The 19,036-nt window shown below is 33.0% G+C and carries 13 protein-coding genes; 10 read left to right on the top strand and 3 right to left on the bottom strand.

Annotated elements, in window-relative coordinates:
- Positions 1 to 3: 3 nt before the first annotated feature.
- Positions 4 to 1,476 carry an MATE family efflux transporter gene (locus tag AC1QSP_RS00385; RefSeq protein WP_484079273.1) on the bottom strand — a complete coding sequence of 491 codons (1,473 nt, stop codon included), beginning with the start codon at positions 1,474 to 1,476 and terminating at the stop codon, positions 4 to 6.
- A gap of 81 nt (positions 1,477 to 1,557) precedes the next feature.
- On the opposite strand from AC1QSP_RS00385, the gene AC1QSP_RS00380 reads away from it, so the two are divergent.
- Positions 1,558 to 2,520, top strand: a complete 963-nt coding sequence (locus AC1QSP_RS00380; RefSeq protein WP_484079272.1) for an NAD(P)H-dependent flavin oxidoreductase — start codon at positions 1,558 to 1,560, stop codon at positions 2,518 to 2,520.
- Positions 2,521 to 2,524: 4 nt separating this feature from the next.
- Positions 2,525 to 3,391, top strand: a complete 867-nt coding sequence (locus AC1QSP_RS00375) for an acyl-CoA thioesterase (RefSeq protein ID WP_484079271.1) — start codon at positions 2,525 to 2,527, stop codon at positions 3,389 to 3,391.
- Here the strand turns inward: AC1QSP_RS00375 and AC1QSP_RS00370 are convergent.
- Complete coding sequence (locus tag AC1QSP_RS00370; RefSeq protein WP_484079270.1) at positions 3,378 to 3,992, bottom strand: DUF4126 domain-containing protein; 615 nt, start codon at positions 3,990 to 3,992, stop codon at positions 3,378 to 3,380. The two genes, AC1QSP_RS00375 and AC1QSP_RS00370, sit on opposite strands and share 14 nt — an antisense overlap.
- Positions 3,993 to 4,310: 318 nt before the next feature.
- On the opposite strand from AC1QSP_RS00370, the gene udk reads away from it, so the two are divergent.
- The 8 genes from udk (at position 4,311) to AC1QSP_RS00330 (ending at position 14,578) form a co-directional block, all read left to right on the top strand.
- Complete coding sequence (gene udk, locus AC1QSP_RS00365; protein ID WP_322970497.1) at positions 4,311 to 4,931, top strand: uridine kinase; 621 nt, start codon at positions 4,311 to 4,313, stop codon at positions 4,929 to 4,931.
- Entirely contained in the window at positions 4,931 to 5,311 is a 381-nt protein-coding gene (locus tag AC1QSP_RS00360; protein WP_484079269.1) for an FtsB family cell division protein, read from the top strand. Before udk ends, AC1QSP_RS00360 begins: the two co-directional genes overlap by 1 nt.
- Positions 5,304 to 6,584, top strand: a complete 1,281-nt coding sequence (locus AC1QSP_RS00355) for a methylmalonyl-CoA mutase family protein (protein WP_484079268.1) — start codon at positions 5,304 to 5,306, stop codon at positions 6,582 to 6,584. Before AC1QSP_RS00360 ends, AC1QSP_RS00355 begins: the two co-directional genes overlap by 8 nt.
- An 18-nt stretch (positions 6,585 to 6,602) precedes the next feature.
- The gene (locus AC1QSP_RS00350) at positions 6,603 to 7,772 is read left to right on the top strand and encodes a THUMP-like domain-containing protein (RefSeq protein WP_484079267.1); all 1,170 of its coding nucleotides are present in this window, start codon (positions 6,603 to 6,605) and stop codon (positions 7,770 to 7,772) included.
- 50 nt (positions 7,773 to 7,822) lie between these two features.
- Positions 7,823 to 9,964, top strand: coding sequence for an FUSC family protein (locus AC1QSP_RS00345; RefSeq protein ID WP_484079266.1), 2,142 nt, complete (start codon positions 7,823 to 7,825; stop codon positions 9,962 to 9,964).
- Positions 9,965 to 10,005: 41 nt separating this feature from the next.
- Positions 10,006 to 11,802 carry an ABC transporter ATP-binding protein gene (locus AC1QSP_RS00340; protein WP_484079265.1) on the top strand — a complete coding sequence of 599 codons (1,797 nt, stop codon included), beginning with the start codon at positions 10,006 to 10,008 and terminating at the stop codon, positions 11,800 to 11,802.
- A 58-nt stretch (positions 11,803 to 11,860) separates the two neighbouring features.
- Positions 11,861 to 12,520 carry a hypothetical protein gene (locus tag AC1QSP_RS00335; RefSeq protein ID WP_484079264.1) on the top strand — a complete coding sequence of 220 codons (660 nt, stop codon included), beginning with the start codon at positions 11,861 to 11,863 and terminating at the stop codon, positions 12,518 to 12,520.
- Positions 12,521 to 12,688: 168 nt separating this feature from the next.
- A complete protein-coding gene (locus AC1QSP_RS00330; RefSeq protein ID WP_484079263.1) occupies positions 12,689 to 14,578 on the top strand; it encodes an ABC-F family ATP-binding cassette domain-containing protein in 1,890 nt (629 codons plus the stop codon).
- Between the two features lie 127 nt (positions 14,579 to 14,705).
- Here the strand turns inward: AC1QSP_RS00330 and AC1QSP_RS00325 are convergent, their stop codons facing one another.
- Positions 14,706 to 18,965, bottom strand: coding sequence for a T9SS type B sorting domain-containing protein (locus AC1QSP_RS00325; RefSeq protein WP_484079262.1), 4,260 nt, complete (start codon positions 18,963 to 18,965; stop codon positions 14,706 to 14,708).
- Between the last annotated feature and the right edge of the window lie 71 nt (positions 18,966 to 19,036).

Below are 19,036 nucleotides of genomic sequence, written 5' to 3'. Positions count from 1 at the left end.
TATTTAAATATTTGAATTTTCAATAATTAATTTTTTAGTTTGTTGGTGATAACGAATGATTAACATCACTGCACTCAGTGTTAATCCGATCCCTAAACCAATCCACATTCCGAAAGCACGCATTTCGAAATAAACAGCTAATAATAACCCAATAGGAATTGCGATGACCCAGTAAGCGATAAACGTTAAGATCGATGGCACACGTACATCAGTCATACCACGAAGAGCACCTAAGACTACCAATTGCACACCATCTGATAATTGAAATAAAGAGGCTACAATAAGTAATTTAGCTGCCAATGCAATTACTGCAGATTCTTCTGAATAAAATGTTGGTAGTTGGTAACGCAATAAAATAAAACTCACACCACAAATAAACATAAAGAGGATAACCATAACGATACACGACCACCCTGCATCACGTAATGTTTTATAATCTTTTAGACCTAACTGATTCCCTATTCGAACTGTTGCAGCAACTCCAAGACCTGTACACATCATAAAGGTTGTAGAAGCTAAATTTATCGCAATTTGATGAGCCGCTAAATTGACTTTAGCTAATTCCTGATCCATTAAACTGTCTGAAAATGTGTATCCACAGATAAAAGCTGCCGTAGAAAAAGCTGTCATTTCAAAGAAAGATGTTAAAGCTGTAGGAATTCCAATATTGGAAATTTTCTTAAAGTATTCCATTTTTATTTTCTTGAAATCCACCAACTGTAAAATGCTTTTTGTTTTTTGAAAATTATATAAAACAATTATCAAGAAAATCATCATAACCACACGAGAGCTAAATGTACCCCAAGCAGCTCCTGCTACTTCTAATCGTGGAAATCCCCAATTCCCATAAATCCAACCATAATTTAAGGCTACATTCACCACATTTCCTATAATCGTGGCTATGGTTACAGGAATGGTAAGGGATAAACCTTCTGAAAATTGGCGAAACGATTGGAAAATCATCAAAGGAACCATAGAGAAAGTCATAATCGTTAAATAGGGTATACATAAATCAATTACATCTGCTGGTTGCTTTAGATAATATAAAACTGGACGAGCAAACAATAACAGTAAACACAATAAAACTGCCAATGTCCCATTCAAGATTAAACTGTGTGTAAAATAATCCGCTACATTTTGCTTATTGTTTTTGGAATCTTCTGCTGCAACTAAAGGTGACAAAGCGAAACTAAATCCAAAAGCAAACACCAAAAATGCAAAAAAAATGGAATTTCCCAATGATGTCGCTGCTAAGGCCATTTTACTCAAATTATCATCTTTGATAACATCAAATTTTCCTCCAAGTCCTCCAACCATAATGGTATCGATGATGTTCACAGAAATTTGACCTGCTTGAGTAATCATAACCGGTAATGCAAGCGTTATATTTCGTCTTAAATGTTCTTTTAAAGTCACGTTAAATTGATTTATTTCACAAAGATAATTTGATTGATTGATTATGCCTTCATCTTTCATTTAAAATGTAATTGAAATCAAGTTTTCACCTGATATTTTTTTAATATCTTGCAAATTCAAAACTCACAAAAAATATTTAAAATGACAATAAACGAATTCAAATCGCGATTAGACATTCCTGTTATTTCATCTCCTATGTTTTTGGTTTCAAGAACAGCATTAGTCATTGAAGCATGTAAAAATGGAATATGTGGAACTTTTCCATCTCTTAATGGAAGAACCTCTGAAGATTTTGAACAAATGCTGATTGAAATCACGACAGAGCTTAAAAAATTTGAAGAAGAAACAGGGAAAAAAGCTGCTCCATTTGGGGTGAACATTATTGTAAATCATACGAATCCACGTATTCAGCCTGATTTGGAATTATGTGCAAAATATAAAGTGCCTTTAATTATCACCTCATTAGGTGCAGTTAAAGAAATAGTAGATGAAGTTCATCGATATGGAGGTTTAGTCTTTCATGATGTCATCAAAAAACGTCATGCCGAAAAAGCTGCAGAAGCTGGCGTTGATGGTATAATTGCAGTCGCAGCAGGTGCTGGAGGACATGCAGGAACTTCATCACCATTTGCCTTATTGGCTGATATCAAATCGGTATTTGATGGTCCAGTTTTATTAGCAGGATGTATCAATACTGGAAGCGATGTAGCTGCAGCTTTAGCTATGGGTGCTGATTTCGCGTATATGGGAACACGATTTATTGCGACAAAAGAAGGATATGCAGATGATGCTTACAAAGATATGATTGTAGATTCGACGTTGGAAGATATTATTTACACCCCTCATGTTTCAGGAGTAAATGCAAACTTTTTAGTAAAAAGTTTAGAATTGGCTGGAGTAGATATGACGGAAGAAAAAGAAGAAGATTTTTCAAAGTTAAATGGAGATGGACAAAAAGCATGGAAAGATATTTGGTCTGCCGGTCATGGTGTTTCAGGTATTCATGATATTCCTACCACAAAAGAATTAATTAATCAAATTAAAGCCGAATATAAAGCAGTTCTTCTAAAAAATAAAACCATTTTAGAACAATTGAATTTTTAGAAAAATGAACACAACATCTGAACTAATCAACCTACTAACACTACAAAAAATAGGTGAAAACCTTTTTGAAGGAAATAGTTCATACATGGGAAGTCCAAACGTTTTTGGCGGACAAGTTGTTGCACAGGCATTACATGCAGCCTATCAAACAGTTCCTAAAGATCGTTTTTGCCACTCATTGCATTCTTATTTTATTCTGCCAGGAAATCTAGAAATTCCGATTCAGTATGAGGTAACTATTCTTAGAGATGGAGGAAGCTTTACAACACGTTCAGTCACGGCAAAACAAGAAGGAAAAGCAATTTTTATGATGGCTTGTTCTTTCCAATTGGATCAGGAAGGATTAAATCATCAAATCGATATGCCTGAAGTAAAAGCACCAGAAGACTTGATGAGTTGGAACGACATTGGTAAAATGTTTGGACCTATGCTCCCGAAACAAATTCAAAAATTTGTAACTGCCGATCGTCCGTTGGATTTTAAACCCGTAGAAATTCCTAACCCCTTTGAGAAAAAGGATTATGAACCTGTGAGTAATGTTTGGATGAAATTTCTAGATGTAGAAGAATCTTCCTATGACTTACCTCTTCTGCATCAATTAATTGCGTATAGTTCGGATTATAATGTGTTATCTACTGCATTAATGCCACATGCATCAAAAGCACATTTTGGAAATATGCAATTGGCCAGTTTAGATCATTCGTTATGGTTTCATCGCAAACCCAATCTGACGGATTGGATGTTGTTAAATGTAGAATCCCCAAGCGCTTCAAACACAAGGGGATTTACAAAAGGTAATATCTTCAATCGCTCTGGCGAATTGGTATGCTCGTTGACACAAGAAGGACTAATTCGTCCTATCCAGCGTTAGTATAGGCATTTTGCATCGCATCAGATGCACGTTTTTTTACGCGTTTAAGCACTTTAAAAACACCAAATAAAAGTATTACAGTAATTAAGAAAGCTAATGGAGCAAGTACGATTGCTGTAATACTTAAAAATAAAGCTCCAATGGTTTCTCCTGTATTAACCAAGAAGTTTCCAACTCCTCCAGTGGTCGTTGTAGAAATTGCACGTGCCGTAGCTGTGGTTGAACTAATAACTGCTGCTGTTCCTCCACCAGCTATTATTGCTAATGCCCAAGTTGCCACTTCATTCATATCCACTAATGTTGCGCTAACAGCTAATGTCCCTGCGACTCCAGCCAATGGTACTGAAATTGTATCCAACATGTTATCAATCACTGGTAAAAAATAAGCTCCAATTTCGATCATCATGGCTACTCCTAAAGTAATTAAAGCTGGCCAGCTACCTACCCATTGCAGACTTTCGTCTATCTCTACGAAATTCCCTGCAAAATGAGCAGATAAACTCAATATAAATAATGGGAGAAAAACTCTGAAACCAGATGCCGCGGCTAACCCGATTCCGAGAAATAAGGATAATAAGGTTGATCCTGATAAAATATCCATAATTAATAATTGTTTTTTGTGGTTTTATAATATAAATATATGATAAAAATCTATTTTTATATGAGTTAATTTTGTTTTTTCTTTGCAGACGGTTTGATTTTGAAATACAAGATTTTGTAGGAAGCGATATGTTTTCGATCATCTAATCGTATCACTTTCATCACAATGATCTTAAATACACACACTTCAATCCAATCATAACTGGTTTGCACCCTTCATTAGCATTTTTCGATAAGTTTTCATTATCTTTAGAATGCTGAATGTAAAACGTGCACGGTTATCTCAATGGATCATAATAATAAAAATATACGTTCAAAAATGTTAGTTATAGGAATTGCAGGAGGGACAGGTTCTGGAAAAACAACCGTAGTAAATAATATCTTAAGAGATTTAAACACAGAAAGTGTCATTGTAATTTCGCAAGATAATTATTACAGAGATAATCACGATATGCCACTTGAAGAACGTTCAAAAATCAATTTCGATCACCCGAGATCTATTGATTTTGATTTATTAAAAGAACACGTTCGTCAATTAAAAGAAGGAAAATCAATCGAACAACCTGTATATTCTTTTATTACACATACAAGAACAGGAGAAACTATTTTAACTCATCCACAATCGGTAATTATTGTAGAAGGAATCTTAGTGCTTACGGATGCTGAATTACGTGATTTATATGATGTTAAGATTTTTGTTCATGCTGATTCAGATGAGCGATTAATTCGTCGTGTACGTCGTGATATTCAAGAAAGAGGACGCGATTTAGATGAAGTTTTATCACGTTATCAAGATACATTAAAACCTATGCATCAGCAATTTATTGAACCATCTAAAAACTACGCAGATATTATTATCCCGAATATGAAAAAAGGACATTCTGTTGCGGTGAAAATATTATCTTCTGTGATTAAAGAAAAACTGAATTCTCAAGTCTAATGAATAAATTAATCGAAAAAATTCTAACTTCGGAGAAGTATATAAAATTCGCTCCTTATCTCAAATGGTTAAACTATGTTTTTAACCGTTATGTAATTATGGGTGTATGTTTTATCATCTGGATGATTTTTTTCGATCAAAACTCTTTATTCACCCATTTAGAATTAGATAAGCAAATCAAAAATCTTGAAGCAGATGAGAGCTACTTCAGAGAAAATTTAGAAGCGGAGAATAAAAAACTGAAAATCTTAACTGAAAATCCAGCAGAAATTGAACGTATCGCTCGTGAAAAATTCTTTTTGAAAAAAGATAACGAAGATATTTTTATCATTCAGCAGGAAATTCAAAAAAAACCACAAGAAAATAAGACGAATGAGTAATTTATTTGAGAATTTTGATTCTATTTCAGAAAAAGAATGGAAAACTAAAGTTCAAGTTGAATTAAAAGGATTAGAATATAATGAAACATTAGTTTGGGGGACCAGTGATCAAATTAATGTTAAACCATTGTATACTAAGAATGATATCTCCTATCAAGAAGTTCAACCATTACCTAGAACAACAACTGATTGGAAAATCATTTCCAAGTATACTGGTAATCCTAAACAAGACTATTCTTTCTTGTATGGTTTCGAAATTTCTTCTCATCAATTGAAAGAAGCTCTACCTACGTTACCTCAATATTTAGATTTATTTATTTCAGTTGATGATTTAGCAGATATCCATGCATTTGATAGTGTTAAAAATTTAAAATATCTTGATTTCGATATTTTTGGTTATTATGCCCAAAATGGTTTATGGTCTACTGAAACTAAAGAAGAATCCTTTGCGCTTGTATCCGATGTTTTAAAAAATGAGTCATTCGAAAAAGCAATTGCAATCCAAGGAGATGTATATCAAAATGCTGGAGCAAATCATGTACAGCAATTGGCAATTACTTTAGCACATGCGGTTGAATATTTAGAAACATTTGGTCCTGAAGCTACTCATAAAATGTGGTTTAAATTTGCCACAGGTAACAATTATTTCTTTGAAATTGCAAAATTTAGAGCTTTTCGCTTTTTATGGAAACTAATTTTAGAACAATATGCTATTGATGCTGAGGCTATAATTTATGCAACAAATTCGCTACGTAACAAGTCGAAATTAGACCAATATAATAATGTTATTCGATCTTCAATCGAAGCCAATGCAATGGTTTTAGGAGGATGTGATATCATTAACATCCAATCCTATGATCAATTGTATGAAACGACTGATTTTGGATTAGAATTAGCAGCGAAACAGCAATTATTATTGCAAAAAGAATCGAATTTAGATCAATTTTCAGATCCTGTTGCAGGTTCATATTACATCGAAAGTTTAACCAATCAATTGGCTGAAAAAGCATTAGAGCTCTTCAAAACCATTCAAACGGTTGGGGGATTTGTAAAAGCTTTAGAAAATGAAACCATTCAAGATTACATTTATACGAGTGCTCGTAAAGAACAGAAGGAATTTGACACACAAGGCATTCATTTAATTGGAGTCAACAAGTATAAAAATCCAAACGAAAAATTACCTGCAGTGAGAAAAGAAAAAGTGGTAAAACCTGCTTTATTCTTACCTATCGTCCCTTCTCGTTTAGCCGAAAAAATTGAAAGACAATCTTAATAACGCCCGTGCGATTTTATGATAAACAATACCATTTTAACTCCTGAATTTCAGGAGTTTTTAGTTTCTATCGAAAAAGAAGACATTCGAACTATAGGTTTAAAAAAATCACCTTTTTTAGATGTTACTTCTGCAGAAATTGCCCAACAATTAAAAGGGCTTCAAGTGGCAAAACATAAATTTCCTACGTTATATCAAACAAAAGGAATTTATTTCCCGCCTTCGATTAATCTTGAACAAGCGAGTTCTGAAGCTACTGCTAATTACAAAGCTAGTCTTGTAAAAGGTAAAAAAATGGTCGATTTAACGGCAGGCTTAGGTATTGATTCGATTGCTTTCTCATCCACTTTCGATTCGGTTATTCATATTGAACAAAATGAACAATTGAGTGAAATTGTAGCACGAAATGTAAAAACTCTAAACCGTAACATTAATTGCTTTCATGGAAGTTTTAATGCCTATTTCCAACAGAATCCGCATGAAACTTTTGATTTGATTTACTTAGATCCAGCACGTCGTGATGGGTCTAGCCGTAAATTTATTTTAGAAGATTTAGAACCAAATATTCTAGAATATCTTGATCTTTTCTTTGAAAAAGCAAATCAAGTGATGGTTAAATTATCTCCCCTATTGGATTTATCTTTAACCATTCAGCAAATCCCTTGTATCAAAGAAATTCATATCGTTGCCTTAAAAAATGAAGTCAAAGATTTTTTAATTGTCTTAGAAAAAGGATTAGTAACCACTAACCCTACTATATTTTGTGTCAACTTAGAATCTAATCAAGAACACTATTCCTACGCTTTTGAATCAGAGGCCACTAAAATTCCTGCTTTCAGCGGTGTAAGAAAATACATCTATGAACCTAATGTTTCGATTTTAAAAGCAGGTGGATTCAAAGGAATTTGTGCTTCATTTGGAGTTTATAAACTTCATCAAAACACGCATTTGTACACATCCGATCAATATAAAGCGAACTTTCCGGGTCGTATTTTTCAAGTGGAGGAAATCATTAAAAATCCTAAAAAAGAAATTGCTAAGACGAAAGCTAATTTATTGGTAAAAAACTATCCTGAAAATATTGATTTGATCAAGAAAAAACTAAAAATTACTGATGGTGGATCTATTACCATAATCTTTACGCAAAGTATAGAAGGTATTCATATTTTAAAAACTTCAAAAGTATAAGCTTACCATTTCAATAAAAGTTTCTAATTTTATAAGGAAATTCAACCAAATTGCACTACCAAACGAAATTAGAAAACTTTATTAATAGTGAGATGTTTTCAGATGGACTGAAAACTGCATTTTCAATCATTATCCCTCCCATTATTTTGGGGTATTTTGGGATGATTGATATAGGTGTAAACATTTCATTAGGCGTTATCTTAACGCATATATGTGATATCCCTGGCGTTTTAAAGGATCGAAGAAATTTTATGCTTCTATCGATGCTGTCTACATTTATCATCTCCTATGTCACCCGTACATTTGCAAGTCACGAGTTGTTTGTTTTTATTGGTCTTCCCATCATTACATTCACAATGTCGATGCTTACCATTTATGGGCAACGCTCAACAAATCTTGGAATGTCTGTCATGTTAAGTTTTGTGATGAGTCTTTCCACAACAAATACCCATGACTTTAATCCACTCGAAAATTCACTTTTAATTCTAATAGGCGGAATATGGTATATTATTATTGCATTGACCATTTCCCAATTCAGACCCTACAAAATGGCTCAGCAATCCTTAGCCGATTGCATGACTCATGTCGCCGATTATATTATAATTAAAAGTAAATATTACGATACTACGATCGATACGGAACGCATTACACGTCAGTTACTAGAGGAACAAATTGTAATCCACGAAAAACAAGATTTGGTCCGTGAATTGGTGTTTAACAATAAAAAACTGATTAAAGATACTACTGTAATTGGACGATCATTGGTTTTTATCTTTTCAGACTTAAATGATATTTTCGAAAGCATTAATGCAACACATTATGAATACGATAAATTAAATGAACGATTCGGTAAAGATGAATCTTTCAGACAAATTAATCGCATTTCGAATAAAATAGGAAATGAACTTCATTCTATTGCTTATCACATCAACACAGGACGTAAACCAAAATCCAAATTTGATTTTGCTTACGAATTGAATAAATTAAAGGAGCAGATTAATTTATACGATCATCCTGAAGATCATTTGCTTTTGCATAATGTATATTTAAACTTAAAGCACATTATTCAGAAAATAGGGTTTATTCATCGTTTCTTTTATGAAGATAAGGTCAAAGAAAAGAAAAAGAATCCATACGATCACTTAAACAAATTTACAGCGACTAAGAGTTATGATCTTAAGAAACTGAGAGATCATTTAAACTTACAATCATCTATTTTTAGACATGCACTACGATTAAGTATCGTTATTACTTTTGGATATTCCATAACTTTTCTCGTTCCTTATACCGAACATAGTCATTGGATTATTTTAACCATTCTGGTGATTATGAAACCAGGTTTTAGTGTAACTAAAAGAAGAAATTATCAGCGATTATTGGGAACGGTATTTGGCGGATTTATTGGAATTTTTGTGGTTTATTTTATTGAATCTACAGAAATTAAATTTGCCATTATGTTGACCTTAATGATATTTGCTTACACCTATTTAAGACATAAATACGTTATTGGAACGTTATTCTTAACCGCTTATATTCTGATATCATTTAGTTTTCTTACCCAATACAATACGTTTGAAGTCATTGGAGAACGATTAACGGATACCTTGATTGGAGGTACTTTGGCCTTTGTTTCGAGTTATATCATCTTTCCTTCTTGGGAGAGCAAAAACATTAAACAAAGCATACAAAAAACGTTAATCGCTAATTATGATTTCTTGTATTATATCTTTCATTATGTGATCTACCGTGATGTGAATATGACATCTTATAAATTAGCACGTAAGAGTGTATACGTCAATATGGCTTCTGTTACTTCTATTTTTCAGCGTGTCATTTCAGAACCTAAAAAGACGCAAATAAATGCGAAAGAATTAAACCGATTTACCATATTCAATCATTCTTTTGTGTCCTATTCCTTAGGATTATTACAATTGATGCAGCGCAAAAAAGATTTAACTGTCCGATTGGAACATGTGGATTTGATGATTAAAATTCTGCAGCAATTGCATAGTGTAATTTTAATCTACGGTGATTTTAAACCTAAACATCATCACAAGGATTTAATGAAAGATTTCCAGACCCCTATCTTATTTGAAGAAACAGAATTAAACCCGGATTTAATAACTGAAGTGTTAGAACTTTTGGAAGAAATTGTCTATGATTTAAGAAAAGTATCGACCAAATTGAATTAATATTGAAATTTCGTTAAATTTATAGAAATCAAACCATCACTATGAATTTAATCGAACTTTTCAACAACATTAAACCCTACGTTAAACCATATCGTACACTGGTAATTGCCACTTTAACGCTTACACTCATAGGATCATTTACTGCCCAAGTGAATGCTTTGATATTGCAATATACAGTGGATTCCATAAATGAGTTAGTAGAAGCTGGTAAAGGTTTAAGTGATGGAATGCAGATTTTATTGTTTATCTCTGCAATTTTATTGACAAAAGAAGTTTTGAATCTATTCATCACTTTTGGACAAAAATACTTTGGTGAGAAATTAAGAATTTATGTCTCTCGTGACTTAGCTCAAGCCATTATCGAAAAGATTCTTACCTATCGGATGGCTTTTTATACCAATCAAGACAATCAATCGGGAAAACTTCAAACTCGTATTGACCGTGGAATTGAAAGTTTAACACGATTAGTCCAAAATTTCTTTATTGATATCTTACCACTATTTGCCAATTCGATTGTCGCTTTATTTTTTATGTTTAATGCCAATTTTTATGTCGGATTAGTTGGGCTTTGTATTATACCGATTTATTTTTGGATTACTCAACGTCAAGCCTTAAAATTGGGCGGATGGCGTCGAAACCTTAGAACGTATCGTGAACAAAAATCGCAAGGTATTATTGGTATTATTGATTCTATCACCGTTATTAAATCTTTTAATCGTGAAAATATTGAAGCACAAAAACAATTGGATCTGCAACATCAATTGACCGAAAATCAATTGCAAACCCGCAAAACCAGTTTTTATTATGATGGTATCAAGACATTTATTGAACAAATTGGAGTGGTATTAATCATCATACTAACAGCATATTTGGTACTAGGACAGCAAATGACCATTGGTGCTATTATGTTTCATATTCTATTATTCAATAATGTTTCAGCTCCTATTCGACAATTGCATCGTATTTATGATGAGATGAATGATGCCATGATCTATTCAGAAAGCTTCTTTTCGATCATCAATGCAGAAGAAGAAACAGAATCATCTGGAAAATATATTCCAAAAGAATTAAAAGGTGAATTCAGAATCGAAAATGTAGATTTTTATTATCCGAATGGATTACATGCTTTAAAAAGCATAAACATGACCATTGAACCCAACAAAATCACAGCATTAGTAGGATTATCGGGCGCTGGTAAAAGTACAGTTATCAATTTATTGGATAAGTTTTATCAACCCAATCGAGGTAAAATCTATTTGGACGGCATCGATTTAGAAGAATATGATACTCAATTTTTGCGCGAAAACGTAGGTCTTGTCTTACAAAAGAATCATATTTTTAACGGAAGTATCGAAGAAAATATTCGATACGGAAATATTCAAGCGACGCACGAAGAAATAGTAGATGCAGCGAAACGAGCTTATATTCATGATCAAATTATGGATTTACCTGATGGTTATGATTCTAAAGCACTATTACTTTCAGGAGGTCAACAGCAACGCATTGCTATAGCCCGTTTATTTTTAAAAAATCCTCCTATTATCTTCTTGGATGAACCTACAGCGAGTTTAGATGCCATTGCCACTGAACAAATTAAAAACAGTTTAGATGCGATTAAAAAAGATCGTACAGTCATTATTATTTCTCATAGCATATCTCAAATTATAGACTCGGATTATACCTATGTTATGAAACAAGGTGAAGTTGTGGAACATGGGGTTCATGAAGACGTTTACCATCAAGGTGGAACATACAAGGAAATTTTCGATGCGATGGCAAAAAGCCTAAATATCGATAAGATTGCTAAGACTTTTGATGATGAAGAAGAAACTTTTTAAAAAATATTGATTTTTAATAAATTAATGTTAAATTTAAGAGGAATAAAGATTGAACGATATGATCAGTAGAATAATTATATTATCGCTGTTTTTGATGCTCCTAGTGGGATGTGAATCAAAAAAATCTGAACCTCTTTCAGATGACCTTTCAGAAAATATATTGGACATTCCTGTAGGTAAAGTTGGTGTGGTGATTTATGTTGACTCTTTGCATTGTTTTAATAAACATTCTTCGAATCAAATCATCCATAATCGATTGGATAACATTTTATCAGATCTAAAGAATAACAATGAAATTAAATCATTTGTCGAATCCAAAGCAGTAGAATTTTTAAAAAATAACCATTATCAATTTGAACTTTTAAAACATTACGACCCGAGAGATTTCCTTAACAGTACTGAACCTATGAATGAGTACGTTAATTTTGATTTTAAGCAATTGAAATCAAAATATAACTATGATGATTTACTTTTTATTAAAGTAACCACAGGATTAGATGAAGAATCCAATGAAATGAAAAATTTAGTAGCAAAAACCTACATTAACATTCAGATTCTTGATTTGATTCAAAAAAATGTGAAGTATACGGAGTCGATTGGTGGAAGCAAATACATCGACCAACCTCTTGATCAATTGACTCCGTCGTACGCACACGCCATGATTTCGAATTCTGTTGTCGAAACCATTAACATTATCGACCAAAAATTTAAACATTGAACTATGCTGTCAATTCGTTGACAAAATTATTGGAAGTCCTGTATCTCTATTAGATTCAGGATTTTTTTTTATGTGGTGAATTACTATTTCGAAAACCTTATCTTTGAAAACTATTATTATAAAAGTCAACTCAACGGTTGATTTCATCAGCATAAAATCAATACAATAATGAATTTTCTAACAGTTGAAAATCTTACAAAATCATACGGAATACGAACATTATTCAAAGATGTAAACTTTCACGTCAATGAAGGAGATCAAATTGCCTTTGTTGCAAAAAACGGAAGTGGTAAATCGACTTTATTACGCATTTTAGCCGGGAAAGATTCTCCTGATTCTGGAGTAGTTCAAGTAGGTAAAGGGGTTAAAATCTTAATGTTTGAACAATCAGATGATTTCGATAACGAATTAAAAGCAGAAGAATATATTTTCAACCATTCCAATGAAGTGTTGGATGTGGTGCATCAATATGATTCGATGATTGAAAACGATCCAACCAATCCCGCATTAATTGATTTGATGGCTAAAATGGACATGTTAGATGCATGGAAAGTGGAACCAACGATTAAAGAAATCTTATCCAAATTAAAAATTGACTTTTTGGATCAAAAAATTGGAAAACTTTCAGGAGGACAACGTAAACGAATTTCATTGGCTAAATTTTTAATTGATTTAAGCTTCGAAACAGGTTATGTTTTATTGATTTTAGATGAGCCTACCAACCATTTAGACATCGAAATGGTCGAATGGTTAGAATATTTCTTAAACAAAGAAAATAAAACATTAATCCTTGTTACCCACGATCGTTACTTCTTAGATGCAATTTGTACTAAGATTTTGGAAATGGAAGACAAGACATTATACGTGCATTCTGGTAATTACGAAACCTATATTACCAATAAAGCCCTTCGTATCGAAAATCAAAATGCAACTATTGATAAAGCGAAGAACCTATACCGTAAAGAAATTGAGTGGATGCGTCGCCAACCAAAAGCTAGAACGACAAAATCAAAATCAAGAATTGATGCATTTTATGGAACTGAAGAAGTTGCTAAGCGTAAGATTGTTGATCAGAAGGTTAAATTAGAGATGGTTATGACTCGTTTGGGTCAAAAAATCATCGAAATGGAACATGTCTCAAAAGCATTTGGTGAAAAGAAGATTTTAGATGATTTTTCATACATTTTTGCCCGCGGAGGTAAAATTGGTTTAGTTGGAAAGAATGGAGTTGGTAAAACAACATTCTTGAAAATGCTTGAAGGAATCGAAGAAGCTGACAGTGGAATCATCGAACGTGGAGAAACTTTAAATATTGGACACTTTAAACAAGAAGGTATAAAATTTAATGAAGATTTACGTGTCATTGAATTTGTAAAAGACATTGCTGATTTCTTCCCATTAGCCAATGGGAAAGAAATGCGTGCAGAACAATTCTTGGAAACATTTTTATTCTCCCCAGAACAACAGCATACTCATATTGCAAAATTAAGCGGTGGAGAAAAAAAGCGCTTACAATTGTTGGCTATTCTATACCGAAACCCAAACTTCCTTATTTTGGATGAGCCTACCAATGATTTAGACTTGCCGACATTAACCGTTCTAGAAAATTTCTTAAGCGATTATCAGGGATGTTTATTGGTTGTATCTCACGACCGTTATTTTATGGACAAAGTGGTTGACGAATTAATGATCTTCGAAGGAGAAGGTAAAATTTCACGCTATATGGGTACTTATACGGAATATTATATCGAAAATAAAAATAGACCTGAAACAGAAGACATTAAAGAAGTAAAAGAAGTTGTTCCAAAAGAGGAAATTAAAGCTCCCAAACCAGTTGAAAATAAACCTCGAAAGCTTTCTTATAAAGAACAAAGGGAATTGGAACAAATTAATAAAGATTTGCCTCTGTTAGAAGCGAAAAAGGAAGAACTAACAATGTTATTATCAGACCCTAATTTACCCTACGATAAAATTGCTAGTATTGGTGAAGAATTACAAAATGTTGTGGATGAAATCGAAGAAAAAGAATTCCGTTGGCTAGAATTATCAGAAGAATAGCATCAAATCATTTAAAATACAAATGCCTTGATTCATTTTGAATCAAGGTATTTATTTTATTTTTAGAATTGAAACGAAATAAAAAAGGCTGGTCAATGACCAGCCTTTTTCTATTGATTAATACAAATTACTCTTTGTTTTTTAAGGTGATGCTACCTGTATATTTGATTGCTTGTACCACACCTTCACCTTGAATGTCGATTGTGAACCAGTAATCAGTTGTTGGTAGAGGTTTACCTGCGACTTTACCATCCCAAAGAATATCTTGGCTACCGCTTTGTTCGAACAAGATTTTACCAAAACGATCGAATATTTTTAAGTCTACCGATTGATTTAATTGGATTGGTCTAATTCTCCAAACGTCATTGTAACCATCATTATTTGGTGAGAAGAACGTAGGAATATCAATTACCTGAACTTCTTGAATTTCGAAAATACAATTTGCGATCTTCACATAAATTGTATAGCTCATTCCTCTTTGTGGAACAACTAATACATTCGATGATTGGAAGTTAATTCCATCTAAAGAATATTGAACATCGATGTAATCTCTATTTGGAACAATGTTTACTGTAATTGTATTTTGTCCTACAATGATTTCTCTAACTGCTGGAGGATCAAAAGTTGCTAACTCAAATGCATATTCAGAAGTACATCCAAATTCATTTTCAACAACAACATTATATACTCCTAATTGAGATAATCTAAATTTATTGTTTCCTAAGTTCATCACTCCTGCTCCAATGACTTGGATATTTGTTGTGTAGTTTGATAAGTCTAATACATACTCATCACCTTCACAAATGTAATATTTATCTTCTATTTCAATCGCTGGTAAAGGATTAGCGATGTAATCGAAGCTAGAATATCCAGGGCATAATCCAGCAGCTTCAAACTTCACATAGATAGTTCCACGCGCTGTGGTAGTCGTCCATACTGTAGGATTTAAAATCTCATTTGTTCCATTTTGTAGATCTGTCAATGTTGGATAGTATGATAAAATATATCCTGCAGGAACGTTAAATTGAGAACGAACTGATGTTAAATCAAATTCTGCAACTCCGTTTTGGTCCATACAAACTTCTAATGGTGTAGTTGCTGGAGTCACAACAATTGAATCTCCTTGTACCAATTCGATTGATTTATGTACGAAACATCCTGATGCAGTTGTAGCTTTAACCCAAATTTGAGCTGGTAAGCGCATTAAATATTCGCTTCCCGTAATCTCGTTTCTATTGGCTAATAAATCAGCCTCTGTACGGAAATAAGTTAATGTTATTCCATTTGAATTCACTAAAACTACTTGAGATAAAGCATCTAAGTTTAATTCATATTCACCATCTACATTAGAATCACAAACTCCAAATGAATTAACATCTGTAAATTCTGGTAAAGCATTGACAACTAAAGTAAATGTAAAGTTCGATGTACATCCTTTGTCTGATGTTACTGCTATCGCATATGTTCCTGCAGTATTTAATTCAAATTTATTGTTTCCTAAAGCTACAACATTTGTACCTGTCAATTCAATTGTATAAGCAGTGTAAGCTGATAAATCTAAAACGTATGTTTCTGTATCACATATTTCTGCTGTTGTTTCAAATGTAATTTCTGGTAATGGATTTACGACATATTGGAATGATGAAATCGTAGAACATAAGTCAGCTTGATCAAAACGAACATAAATTGTACCTTCTGTTGTAGGAGTTGTCCATGCATTAGGTGTTTGAATAGCATTTGTATTGTTCTTCGCATCTTCTTCTGATGTAAAGTATGTAATTGTTGCTGACGTATTAAATAAAGGTGCCATTGAAGTTAAATCAAATGTAACCTCTGATGCGTTAGGAACTTCACAAGTTTCTAATACTTGAGCAATAGGAGTAAATGTAATGGCATTTGCTGGGACAACATCTAATGAAGTCACTGCAAAACATACAGACTCGTCATTCGCTGAAGCTCTAAACCAAACTTTTGCAGGTAAAGCATCAACTTCAAACGTCGTTCCTGTCAATTCGTTTGTATTGGCAATGGCATCAGCTTCTGTCGCAAATGCTTTCACTAGATAAGTAAAAGCGGCCGTATTCACTTGAGCAGCTGCTAAGGCTTTTACTTGCTCTAAGTTGATTTCATAAATACCGTCCAAGTTCTCATCACAAATTTCAACATTTGCAATTGGAGCAAATACTGGCTGAGGCGCTACCGTTAAGTTTAATTCGAATGTTGATTGACATCCTGAAGCTGTTGAAATCGTAATCGTATACGAACCTGCTTCTGTGAATTGGTAAACTTTTGTCGAAACTTCAGTATAATTTCCTGTTATTGCAAAAGAATAATTTTCGTAACCTGATAAATCTAATGTATAGACTTCTCCTTCACAAATAACACCATTAGAGGAAACATCAATTGAAGGTGCTTCAATTGTTGTAAATTGAATTGGTACCAATGCATCACATTTACCTTCTTGTTGTAATAAAATAAACACAGTTCCTTCTGTTAAAGCTGTTTGCCAAGCATTAGGCGTTGTTATCTCATTTGTATTTGCTATCGCATCTTCTCTCGAAGGGAAATATTTATATGTTACACCATCTTCTAAAGCTAAAGTTGGTAAAACCATTGTTAAATCAAATGTAGTAACTCCTTCTGGACCAACACATTCCTCTAATGCATTTGTAGGAGCAGTAAAAGCAATTGTCTCACCTACAGCTAAAGGTACTTCTCCAATTGAGAAACATCTGGCTTCAGAATTTGTTCGAACAAATAATTTTTCACCTGGAGCGATTATTGCCACATCTCCTTGAATTGGATTTGTTTCATTTTGTGCATCTTCTAAAGTTTTGTAGAATGTATACACATAATCTCCGGTATTATCTCTTAAGAAATCTCGAATAGGAACTAAATTAACTTCATAATTTCCGTCAAAGTCACTATCACACATTGTAAAATCAGACCAGAATTCAATGTATGGTGCTTCCGTCATATTTAAATTAATGACACCTTCACTGATACAGCTTCCATTTCCAATCTTAACTGTAATTTGAGCTGATTCAGTTACTGTAAATTCAGCTGGGTTAGTAATTTCAACATCTCCATAATAATATGTATATGTGTAATTATTTTCTTCTGGTACAAATTGATTTTGGAATTGAGTTAAATTAACCACTTCTTCGAAACATACATCCACATTAATAGTAGATTCTGCTAAAACAACACGAACAATTTCTAAGGTTACAGGAATTATTTTAACACATTTTGTTTCTTCCCCTAAATCATATTCTAAACGTACATAATAAGTTCCTGCAACAGCACCATGGTTGGTCCACGCACTTTCTGCAATTAGACCTGTAGTACCATTTGCTTCTGCTTGTGCACGTGTTCTAAATACTTTACGGCTAATTAAAGCATCAGCAGCATATTCTGGAGGGAAGATCTCATTTAAATTAAATGTCCCTAAAACTGCTCCCGTTTGTGGATTTGTTCCAGCGTAACATCCGTAAATAGTATCTGTTAATAGATTTAGTGGTTTTAAAGGTTTTAATTTTAAGCCAATAATATCTAAATTACCATTTGGAACAACAAAAGTTAAGAAAACATCTCTTCCTTCATCAGAATATGGTAAAGTAATAATTCTATCCGTGATTCTATTTTCTGGTAAATTTGTACTAGCGTGTTCCTCTGTATTATAAAAATGGTATTCGTAATTTGTATTTGGAACGCGTAATTCATCTACATAACTATCTAAATCGAAAGTAGCTAAATTAGTTTCTTCATCAATACATTCGTAAAAATCTACAGCACAATTAAGCTCAGCATCACCTCCAAAGTTAATACCTGCAAAATCACCGTCTCCAAAATTATCAATACCAATAATGATGATGTCACCTACTTGTGCATCGTAATGTCTTTCTAATCCATCACCTTCTACACCGCGACATAATGTTGGAGCATTAAGTCTTAGACCTACTGTTCTACCTTGCCCTCCGGTATTTCTATTTCCTCTATCAGCTGGCGGTAAACGATTGTATGTTGCAATGTTAATTGAACTAACATCATTAACATCAAAATCAGCATAATTTGGATGACCTGGTGATAATTTCCATGATAAGAAATCATAATCAACATTACCAGTTGCTGGTGTAATTTGGAAAGTAAATGTTCCTGCTCTTCTAATTTTAACAATACGAAACTGAATTCTTTCCGTATAACCAGTGGAACATATAGATCTAACATCTAAATTTGGAACTTCTTCAATAACAACTCCTTCAATATCCTCTTGTGTACAGACACTAAAAGCGAATGGATTGCTATCTGAGTTTTGACTAAATACAGGAATAGTGCTTATACAAGTAATGAGTATAAGCACTACCCTAAAGTAGAGTAATTTTATCATATTAGTGTATTAGTTGTTAATTATACATTCTTACGAATTAATCGTTTAAATATATTTAACAATTTTAACAC

The sequence above is a fragment of the Faecalibacter sp. genome (assembly GCF_057177045.1).
Note: the sequence above shows the minus strand (reverse complement) of the source record. Positions and strands in the feature narration are given on the sequence as shown.

Bases quoted from the DNA above. Each gene is read 5' to 3' on its own strand.
- AC1QSP_RS00385 (WP_484079273.1), bottom strand. From the start codon at position 1,476: ATGAAAGATGAAGGCATAATCAATCAATCAAATTATCTTTGTGAAATA.
- AC1QSP_RS00380 (WP_484079272.1), top strand. From the start codon at position 1,558: ATGACAATAAACGAATTCAAATCGCGATTAGACATTCCTGTTATTTCA.
- AC1QSP_RS00375 (WP_484079271.1), top strand. From the start codon at position 2,525: ATGAACACAACATCTGAACTAATCAACCTACTAACACTACAAAAAATA.
- AC1QSP_RS00370 (WP_484079270.1), bottom strand. From the start codon at position 3,992: ATGGATATTTTATCAGGATCAACCTTATTATCCTTATTTCTCGGAATC.
- udk (WP_322970497.1), top strand. From the start codon at position 4,311: ATGTTAGTTATAGGAATTGCAGGAGGGACAGGTTCTGGAAAAACAACC.
- AC1QSP_RS00360 (WP_484079269.1), top strand. From the start codon at position 4,931: ATGAATAAATTAATCGAAAAAATTCTAACTTCGGAGAAGTATATAAAA.
- AC1QSP_RS00355 (WP_484079268.1), top strand. From the start codon at position 5,304: ATGAGTAATTTATTTGAGAATTTTGATTCTATTTCAGAAAAAGAATGG.
- AC1QSP_RS00350 (WP_484079267.1), top strand. From the start codon at position 6,603: ATGATAAACAATACCATTTTAACTCCTGAATTTCAGGAGTTTTTAGTT.
- AC1QSP_RS00340 (WP_484079265.1), top strand. From the start codon at position 10,006: ATGAATTTAATCGAACTTTTCAACAACATTAAACCCTACGTTAAACCA.
- AC1QSP_RS00335 (WP_484079264.1), top strand. From the start codon at position 11,861: ATGATCAGTAGAATAATTATATTATCGCTGTTTTTGATGCTCCTAGTG.
- AC1QSP_RS00330 (WP_484079263.1), top strand. From the start codon at position 12,689: ATGAATTTTCTAACAGTTGAAAATCTTACAAAATCATACGGAATACGA.
- AC1QSP_RS00325 (WP_484079262.1), bottom strand. From the start codon at position 18,965: ATGATAAAATTACTCTACTTTAGGGTAGTGCTTATACTCATTACTTGT.